This is a genomic window from Bacillus sp. JJ675 (genome assembly GCF_036963165.1).
GTDB lineage: Bacteria > Bacillota > Bacilli > Bacillales > Bacillaceae > Bacillus > Bacillus glycinifermentans.
The window spans coordinates 25198-34578 of sequence record NZ_JBALMR010000079.1 but is presented as its reverse complement, the minus strand read 5'-3'; the positions used below and the strand labels follow the sequence as shown (position 1 = coordinate 34578).

At 46.4% G+C, this 9381-nt stretch carries 8 protein-coding genes, 2 pseudogenes and 1 riboswitch; of the genes and pseudogenes, 8 read left to right on the top strand and 2 right to left on the bottom strand.

Annotation, left to right across the window (positions count from 1 at the left end; all coding sequences use genetic code 11):
* Nucleotides 1-107 precede the first annotated feature (107 nt).
* Nucleotides 108-671: a hypothetical protein gene (locus V7126_RS19875; protein WP_335498524.1), complete on the top strand. Its 564-nt coding sequence runs from the start codon at nucleotides 108-110 to the stop codon at nucleotides 669-671.
* A gap of 28 nt (nucleotides 672-699) precedes the next feature.
* Here V7126_RS19875 and V7126_RS19870 read toward each other — a convergent pair whose 3' ends face one another.
* On the bottom strand, nucleotides 700-1992 hold the full coding sequence (locus V7126_RS19870; RefSeq protein ID WP_175077604.1) for a Na+/H+ antiporter NhaC family protein: 1293 nt from the start codon (nucleotides 1990-1992) through the stop codon (nucleotides 700-702).
* Nucleotides 1993-2103: 111 nt separating this feature from the next.
* Here V7126_RS19870 and V7126_RS19865 point away from each other — a divergent pair.
* The 3 genes and pseudogenes from V7126_RS19865 to V7126_RS19855 form a co-directional block, all read left to right on the top strand.
* Nucleotides 2104-2430: pseudogene (locus V7126_RS19865) on the top strand (cupin domain-containing protein); the annotation flags it as partial.
* A complete protein-coding gene (locus V7126_RS19860) occupies nucleotides 2419-2790 on the top strand; it encodes a DUF4937 domain-containing protein (RefSeq protein WP_231947472.1) in 372 nt (123 codons plus the stop codon). The pseudogene V7126_RS19865 and the gene V7126_RS19860, both read left to right, overlap by 12 nt.
* Before the next feature lie 106 nt (nucleotides 2791-2896).
* Nucleotides 2897-3040: pseudogene (locus tag V7126_RS19855) on the top strand (KGG domain-containing protein); the annotation flags it as partial.
* A 28-nt stretch (nucleotides 3041-3068) separates the two neighbouring features.
* Here the strand turns inward: V7126_RS19855 and V7126_RS19850 are convergent.
* A complete protein-coding gene (locus V7126_RS19850) occupies nucleotides 3069-4139 on the bottom strand; it encodes a TRAP transporter substrate-binding protein (protein ID WP_046132217.1) in 1071 nt (356 codons plus the stop codon).
* 93 nt (nucleotides 4140-4232) lie between these two features.
* Between V7126_RS19850 and V7126_RS19845 the strand changes: the two genes are divergently transcribed.
* From V7126_RS19845 to V7126_RS19830, 4 genes are all read left to right on the top strand, one after another.
* Nucleotides 4233-5813, top strand: a complete 1581-nt coding sequence (locus V7126_RS19845; RefSeq protein ID WP_046132216.1) for an ATP-binding protein — start codon at nucleotides 4233-4235, stop codon at nucleotides 5811-5813.
* A gap of 14 nt (nucleotides 5814-5827) precedes the next feature.
* Nucleotides 5828-6517 (top strand): response regulator, encoded by a 690-nt coding sequence (locus V7126_RS19840; RefSeq protein ID WP_046132215.1) that lies wholly within the window; start codon nucleotides 5828-5830, stop codon nucleotides 6515-6517.
* A 121-nt stretch (nucleotides 6518-6638) separates the two neighbouring features.
* Nucleotides 6639-7913, top strand: coding sequence for a C4-dicarboxylate transporter DctP (gene dctP, locus V7126_RS19835; RefSeq protein ID WP_046132214.1), 1275 nt, complete (start codon nucleotides 6639-6641; stop codon nucleotides 7911-7913).
* Nucleotides 7914-8115: 202 nt separating this feature from the next.
* Entirely contained in the window at nucleotides 8116-9159 is a 1044-nt protein-coding gene (locus V7126_RS19830) for an AI-2E family transporter (RefSeq protein ID WP_046132213.1), read from the top strand.
* 68 nt (nucleotides 9160-9227) lie between these two features.
* A riboswitch (cyclic di-AMP (ydaO/yuaA leader) is annotated at nucleotides 9228-9363 on the top strand.
* Nucleotides 9364-9381 lie beyond the last annotated feature (18 nt).

Below are 9381 nucleotides of genomic sequence, written 5' to 3'. Positions count from 1 at the left end.
TGACAGGGTGCAGATCATTCTTCGCGGGTTTTTTATATTCATGTTTATTCCGATTGCCCTATATGACAGCCGGGTTATAAAATGATAAGGGGAAGGAGGGGAAATTTGTGAAAAAAATCGTGTCTTTCGCTTTGCCGGCTGTGTTTTTGGTCATGGCAGCGGGATGCAGCAGTCATTCGGCGACTTCGACATCATCAGAACATACAGGTGCTAAAACAAATTCTTCTGAAACAAATTCTTCTAATACCGATCAAAAACAGAATGCTTCAACAGGCGATTCAAATTCGGGGGATCATCAGACAATAACAAACAGCGATGATCAAAGCTCCTCAACATCATCAGCAAACGGCAGCGGCGATCAGAAATCGCCGGCATCATCAAAAAAGAACGGAGATACGGACTCAGATGATCAAAAATCGAGCTCCTCACAATCCAATCGCACTGACATTACTTCCGGAAGTTCTGCAATTGAGCACTTAAAAAGTAAATTAAAAATGGAAAACCAGGATGATATCGTATTTGATGATATGGGGGGAGATTTGCAGACGGACGGCAATGGTTCTTTCTATACAGTTGCATTAACATCAAAGTCATTACGGAAAAACGGCGGCAGCGGGACAGTTGGATTATACAAAGTCTATCAAGATGGTACATACAAAGAAAAAAAATGAAGCCCTCATACTTGAGGGCTTATGCTCGTCAGCTTTTCCGTTCCGTAAATCTTGGTAAACCGAATATAATCGCACAGATCCCGCAAACGCCGATTAAAATCGGATAATAGGAATAAGGAAGGACGCTGATCGGCGATATTTTCGCAATCTGCGCCGCTGACAAGAGCTGGGCGCCATACGGAATCAGCCCTTGAACCGCACATGAGAAAATATCAAGGATGCTCGCCGACTTACGACGATCAATACCGTATTGATCTGACAAATCTTTGGCAAGAGGACCGGATGTGATAATTGCGATCGTGTTGTTGGCCGTGGCCAGGTTTGTGGCGCTGACAATCCCGGCAATTCCGGCTTCCGCGCCTTTTTTCGACCGAATCCGGCGGGACACGAAGCCAAGCAGGAAGGCGATTCCGCCGTTTCGCTTCATCATTTCCGCCATTCCGCCGATCAAAAGGGATAAGATAATCAGCTCGGACATGCCGCTGATTCCTTCGGTGACGGCTGTCAAATAGGTGTGTACGGTCAGGCTGCCGTCGGCGATTCCGATGATTCCGGCCAAAACGATTCCGGCGAGGATGACGGCCATCACGTTAAACCCGAGAAGCGCAAAAATCAGCACACAGAGATACGGAAGCACCTTCACCAAGCTGTATGATTCTGACTGAACCCCGGGATGGCCTCCCGAAGTGAAGATCATAAATAGGATAATCGTGATAACGGCGGCGGGCAGGATGATCAGAAAATTCGTTTTGAACTTGTCGGTCATTTTCGTTTTTTGCGTGCGGACTGCCGCGATTGTCGTGTCAGATATAAAGGACAAGTTATCGCCGAACATCGCTCCCCCGACGACAGCAGCCGCCGTGAGCGAGGCGGAAATCCCGATTTCTCCGCTTATCCCTGCGCCGATCGGAGCAAGAGCCGCTATCGTTCCCATCGAAGTCCCCAGGGAAATCGAAATGAAAGCGGCGATGACAAACAGACCCGCGACCATGAACTGCCCAGGAATGAAAGACAGCGCCAGATGCACGGTCGAATCGACCGCTCCCATCGCTTTCGTCGCCGAAGAAAAAGCCCCGGCTAAAATGAAGATCATAATCATGATCATAATATCGGGGTGCCCCGCCCCTTTTGCGAACCGCTCCATCTTTTGGTTCAGCGTCTCTTTTCGGTTCATCGCGAGTGAAAAAACCGCTGCGATCAGGGCGGCGCAAACGATCGGCAGGCTGTAGAAATCGCCGGTGATAAGCCCTGATCCTACGAATAAACAGACAAATAAGAAGAGCGGCAAAAGCCCGTAGGCTTTTCCGTTTTGTGTTTGCATCATTCGATAAACTCCTTTTTTCATCAATATTCAACACTTTAAAAGGCGAATGCACAAAAGTCAAATGGTAAAATAAGTTGAAAAGAATGTCAAATTCGAAAGGTGAAACAGATGAACAAAATGAATTTTTCCTCTTTGACGAAGGGGATTGAGGAAAAATATGCCAATTCCATCGTTTCGGAGGTGAACGACCACTGCTTGCGGATTGCGGTCTTGGAGGGCGAGTACATGTGGCATTTCCACCCCGATTCAGATGAGCTGTTTATCGTATTGGAGGGGGAGCTTCTCATCGACTTTAAGGACTGCGGCACAGAGGTGCTGCAGCCGAAGGATACGCTGCTCATTCCGAAAGGCGTGATTCATCGGACCCGCGCAAACGCAAGGACCGTCAATCTGTGTATGGAACAAACGAGCGCGGAAACCGTGATGTTTAACGAAGGAAATGTGCTGAAGCTGATTTGCTGCAAAACAGATGAACTGCATAAACAGCCGTTCAGCGAAGCGCAGGCGAAATGGAGCCCGCTTCAAAACGCAAAAGGCTTCATCAGGCAATGGGGCGGCTTTCGGCAGTCTGAAGACGGATGGGAGGCCGTGATCATGGCGCTGTGGGAGTCGAAACACGATTATTTGAATTTTATGGAGCATGACCATGATGCGATCTTTGCAAAAACGAATCAGACGGGCATGTTTCATGCAATCGAAGTTACGCTCATCGAAGGCGCCGCAGAGATCAATCAGGCATTGAAAAGCAATTGCACGGTACCTGAACCTGGATGGACGGTCGACGGCAGGTCGTGAACGAGCCAGAATATTCTCCGGCTCTCCGTCCGAATGTGCTATTTTTGTTTACTCTTTTTCAGATGTGGAATGTATAAACCAAACACTTCAAAAGGAGGAATTCAAAATGGCAAACAACAATGATCACAAAATGAGCCGCGAGGAAGCAGGCCGAAAAGGCGGAGAAGCAACAAGCAAAAACCACGATAAAGAATTTTACCGGGAGATCGGTGAAAAAGGCGACGCCAAAGAAGAAGCGGTTGACAAGAAAAAGAGAAGGACTCGAGTCCTTCTCTTTTTTACTGCCCGTTTGACGTGAAGTGTTTTTTCTGTAAGTCTCTTACCTGTTGAATCAGGTGTTCCCCGATGATCGGCTTGTATTGATCGTAGACGGGATCGAGCCGCTTCATCCATGCTTTTCGCTCCTCATCCGTTAACTCATGGATGAGGATGGGCGAATGCTTCCTGATTTGTTGAAGCTGATCTTTGTTCATCTCGGCGGCGTGCTTTTCATTCCATTCGGTCGTCTCCTTCATCGCCTCTGATAAAATCCGCTTCGTCTCCTTTGGCAGGCTGTTCCACCATGTCTGATCCGTCATGACGGCATAGCCGAGGTATCCGTGATTGCTTATTGTCATATAGTTTTGGACATTATAAAATTTTTTAGAATAGATGTTTGAAATCGTGTTTTCTTCTCCGTCGACTTTTTTCGATTCGAGAAGCTGAAAGGTGGAATTGAAGGAATCCTGCCGGCCTTTCGCCTGAAGCAGCTTAAACTGATCCTCGATGACATCGCTCTGCATGATGCGCAAAGTTTGGCCTTTCAGGTCATCCGGGTTTTTGACCGGGCCTTTGTTGGAGGTAATCTGCTTAAAGCCGTTTGTCCAATAGGCAAGGCCTTTGATCCGGTCTTTTTCCAGCGATGCAAACAGCTGTTCTCCGATTTTCCCGTGCAGGCCTTCTCTCACTGCATCATAATCCGCAAAGGCGTAAGGCAGATCCAAAACAAACCAATCGGGTGAAAGCATGCCGAGCTTTGATGTCGAAGGCGCGATAAACTGAACATCGCCTTCTTTTAAGGCTTTGATTTCTTCAATATCGGAATAGAGGCTTCCGTTTGGAAAAACCTCAATTTTTATTTTTCCATCTGATTTTTCATTAACCAATTGGGCGAACTTTTTTGCGGCGAGCCCTTTCGGCGTATTTTCCGCAACGACATGGCTGAACTTGAACACAACCAGCTCTTTCAGCCCCTCCTGCTCATCGTCGTATATGCGGTCACGGCTGGGGAAATTGTCATGAAAGCCTATATATAAAGCGGTTGCAATACCGAACACAAGCATACTTAAAAATGCAAGCAAGCTTTTCATTTAAAACCTCCTCTTTCTAAAGTCCGCTATGATAAGCATACTGTTTCAGGTGACGGCTCGTAAAGATGAAGGTTTTCCATGAAGGAGGAAAAAATGAAAATCAATCGGATATCGATCCGCTGGAAAATTACGATTTTATCGTATTTGGTTGTGATTTTCTCCTTGATTATCGGCGGCATCGTCTTAATCGGAAACATTCAGCAGACGGAAGAACGCGAATTGAAAAAAAGGCTGATGAACACGGCGAGAACGGTCGCAGAGCTCTCTGACGTCAAGAGTGCTTTGGAGCATTCTGTTCCCCGTTCTCTCAACGATGTTGTTGAAGATATACGGATCATTAATGAAGCGGATTATATCGTTGTCATGGACATGAACCATATCCGCTATTCGCATCCCGTCTCAGGGGCGATCGGGAAGCGATCATTGGGAGAAGATGAGGAAGCGGCGTTTGCCGAGCATATTTATTTCTCAGAAGCGGAGGGCGAGCTTGGTCCTGCCGTTCGCGCGTTTTATCCGGTCAAGGATGAAAACCTGAACCAGATCGGCGTCGTGCTCGTCGGCAGGACATTGCCGGGCATTGCCGATATCTTAGCAGATTTAAAGAAAGATATTTTGGCCGTCGTCTTTTTGACGTTGATTTTTGGGCTTGTCGGCTCGTTTTTATTGGCCAGGCATATCAAAAAGCAAATGTTCAAGATGGAGCCCCATGAGATCGTCAGAATGCTTGAGGAACGGACGGCCACCTTCCATTCGATCAATGAAGGCGTCATCGCGATTGACAATCAATACATCATTACGATTTTTAACGAAAAGGCAAAACGGATTTTCAATGTGAGAGGAGACGTCGTCGGACGGCTGATCTTCGATGTATTAGCAGATACGCGGCTTCCTGAGATCGTTGATCAAAACCGGCCCGTTTACAATGAGGAAATTCAGGTCAGCGGAAAAGTGATCATGAGCAGCCGGATTCCGATCGTCATGAAGAAAAAGGTGATCGGTGCCGTCGCGATTTTTCAGGACCGGACAGAAGCTGCGAAACTTGCCGAAGAGCTGACAGGCGTGAAAAACTTTATCGATGCGCTGAGGGTGCAAAATCACGAGCATATGAACAAGCTTCACACTATCGCCGGCCTGATTCAATTGGGAAAAGCGGATCAGGCGCTTGATTTGGCTTTTCAGGCGACGACGGAACAGGAACATGCATCGCGTTTTTTAAACAAAGCGATTCAAAACGACGCGGCGGCAGGCCTGCTGTTAAGCAAAATCACGAGGGGAAAAGAGCTCGGCATCAGCGTCAACATCGATGCCAACAGCAGCCTCCGCCGCTTTCCAAAGAAAATCGACCAGCATGATATCGTCGTACTGCTCGGAAATTTAATCGAGAATGCCTTCGCTTCCTTTGAATCTGTTTCAAGGGAAGAGAAACGGATCGATATCAGCATTGAACAGTCTGAGGACGTGCTGGCGATTTTAATAGAAGACAACGGCTGCGGAATGGAAGAAGCATATCTTCCCCGTATTTATGAAAAGGGATTTACAATGAATAAAGAGGACGGAACGGGGTACGGACTTTACTTAGTGAAGCAAATCGTCGACAAAGGGATGGGACAGATCGACGCAGCATCATACCCGGGGCAGGGAACATCGTTTTCAATTTTGATTCCAATGGAATAAAGGGGGGGACCAATATGACGGCTAAAGATGTCATTCGTGTTTTGCTGATCGAGGATGATCCGATGGTTCAGGAGGTAAATAAAGAGTTTATCTCAGGCGTCAGCGGTTTTGAAGTTGCGGCTCTGGCGGGAAACGGCGAAGAAGGGATCAGGCTGATCAAAGAGGTGCGGCCGGATCTCGTGATTTTGGATGTATATATGCCGAAAAAGGACGGGATCAAAACGCTGCAGGAGATCAGGAAGCAAAAACTGGAGACGGATTGCATCGTCGTCACGGCGGCAAAGGATAAAGAAACGATCGCCCTTATGCTGCAAAACGGAGCGGTCGACTACATTTTAAAGCCATTTAAAATGGAAAGAATCAGGAAGTCTTTGGAAAAATACAAACTATTTAAGCAAAAGCTTCATGAGACGGAGACATTTTCGCAGGAAAAGCTTGATGCGATGCTGAATATCAGCGGCGAAAGGGAGCCGGTCAAAGAGCTGCCAAAAGGGCTGAATATGTTCACACTGAAGGAAATAATGGCATATATGAATCGGCAGACAGAGCCGAACTCCGCCGAAGAGGTCGCAAACGCGCTCGGCATCGCAAGGGTGACGGCGAGACGGTACTTGGACTTTTTGGAAAAAGAAGGGAGGGTTAAGCTGGATATCCAATATGGCGGCATAGGCCGTCCTGTCAACCGCTATATCGCAACATATTAAATCCGTGACCAAAAAGACCAAAATGTCCGATATGACCATAATCTTCTCTCATTCAGTTGAAAGCGCTACCATTATGGTAAGAAAGTCTTAAGCAGCTTTCAACGAAACGGGGGATGAGAACATGAAGCTGTCAAAACTGTTGAAAAACTTGACGTTTCAAGTCATCACCGCGGTTTTGCTAGGGGTATTGGTCGGCGTCCTGTGGCCTGACGCCGGGAAACAAATGAAACCGCTTGGTGATACATTTATCAATGCCGTGAAGATGGTCATTGCACCGATCATTTTCTTCACGATTGTCCTCGGCATTGCCAAAATGGGGGATATGAAAAAGGTCGGCAAAGTCGGAGGGAAGGCATTCATTTATTTTGAAGTGGTGACAACGCTTGCGCTCATTGTCGGGCTCTTTGTCGTCAACCTCATTAAACCGGGGGCCGGCCTTGATTACAGCAAGCTTGAAAAAGGGGATGTCTCGCAATACACCCAAAACGGCGGCCAGGGCATAGACTGGGTGGAATTCGTCACGCACATCGTGCCGTCAAATATGGTCGACGCTTTTGCAAAAGGGGATATTCTGCAAGTGCTATTTTTCTCCATTCTTTTCGGAACCGGCCTTGCTGCATTGGGGAAAAAAGGGCAGAGCATCATCGATTTTTTTGATAAATTATCACAGGTTTTCTTCAAAATTATCGGCTATATTATGAGGGCTGCCCCGATCGGTGCATTCGGCGCCATTGCCTATACAATCGGACATTTCGGGCTCGCATCCATGCAGCCGCTGGCAAAGCTGATGCTGTCCGTTTACTTGACGATGTTTATATTCGTGTTTGTCGTATTGAACATTATTTGCAGAATGTACGGTTTTAGTTTATGGAATTATTTGCGCTTTATTAAAGACGAGCTGCTGATCGTTCTCGGCACAAGCTCCTCTGAATCCGTGCTTCCGCGAATGATGGATAAGATGGAGCGCTACGGCTGCTCGAAGTCGGTGGTCGGCCTCGTCATTCCGACGGGCTACTCCTTTAACCTTGACGGCACTTCCATCTATTTATCGATGGCCGTTGTCTTCCTTGCGCAAGTATTTGGCATCGATTTATCGATCGGCCAGCAGATTACGATCATTCTCGTCTTGATGCTGACGTCAAAAGGAGCTGCGGGCGTGACCGGAAGCGGATTTATCGTACTGGCGTCAACCCTTTCCGCCCTTCAGGTCATTCCGCTTGAAGGCCTGGCACTCCTGCTCGGGGTCGATCGCTTTATGAGCGAAGGAAGGGCGATCGTCAATCTGATCGGAAATGGAATCGCGACTATCGTGGTAGCAAAAAGCGAGAAAGAATTCGATGAAGAAAAAAGCATGGAAGCCGTATCTCAGATGAAAAAGATGAAGACTGCCGTTTAAGAAAAGGGGCGCCGGAGAACCGGCGCCTTTCGCATTCAAAAAACGTTTTGAAAAATAAAATTTTTTAAGATTTATTTAAGCCGCAGAAAGAGATTTCTGCGCTTTTTTGTTATATAATTTACAGATGATACATCATCTTATAAATATACAGCGTGAATATGCTAAAAGTTAAGGACTAAAGTACTGGTGGGAGTGTGCACGAATGGCAGCGTTGATTAAATTTTTTCAGCATCCTGGGGTCAGGCGCTTTTTTGTTTTTGTTGTTTTAGCGGGGATCTTATACTTTTTCCGCAGCATGATGAATTTGATACTGCTCACATTTATTTTTACGTTTTTAATGAATCGTTTGGAAAATGTGATCAGAAGTTTTTTAAACCGTTTTATCAAAGTCAGCCAAAGGCTGATTATATCCTGTTTATACGCTGCGCTTGTCCTTGGTCTTTCGATCGGCGGGGCGGTGTACTATCCCGTTATCGTCAAGCAGATTCAGCAGCTGATTAAACAGGGCAAATATATCGCTTCTCATCCAGACAGCATTCCTTTTCTCGATATGGTCACCGGCATGTTCGGGGATATCAACCTGACATCATATTTGGAAAAAGGGCTTAACTTTATCTATACATATATCACGGACATCGGCACATTCAGCATCCAGGTGATTATGTCCTTAATTCTCAGTATGTTTTTCTTGATAGAAAAAGATAAAGTCATGAAATTGATGGATAAATTCAAAACGAGCAAAGTCGCTGTTTTTTATGAGGAGATTGCGTTTTTCGGAAAGAAGTTTACGCGAACGTTCGGCAAGGTGCTTGAAGCTCAGTTCATCATCGCTTCCGTGAACTGCGCGTTAACGACCATTGCCCTCGGAATCATGGGTTTTCCTCAGCTTTTCGGCCTTGCGGTCATGGTATTTTTCCTCGGATTGGTTCCTGTCGCCGGCGTTGTGATTTCTCTTATTCCTTTAAGTTTCATAGCCTACAGTATCGGAGGAATGGCATACATCGTCTCCTTAGTGCTCGTCATCTTGATCGTTCATGCGATTGAAACATACTTCCTCAATCCGAAATTGATGTCAGCCAAGACCGAACTGCCGATATTCTTCACGTTTATCGTGCTGATTTTTTCCGAGCATTTCATGGGCATTTGGGGCCTGATTATCGGGATTCCGATTTTTGTGTTCCTGCTTGATGTTCTCGATGTGACAAACCAGGACGAAAAGCAGGCCGTGAAGCCTAAGGATAAGTAATAAATTGTAAAACGAAATAGGTTATTTACATATTTCGAATTATCAGGTATAAATGTAATATAACGAAATAACGCCACGCGTTTAATCCTTTAGTAGGGGTGGGGGACCCGATCTTTTGGGGTGAATTTTTCCGTTTTAGCGGAAAAACGGACATCTCTTCGTCCGAACCCGTCAGCTAACCCCATCGACGTGAAGAGAGCCATGTGGAACCAAACGGAATTG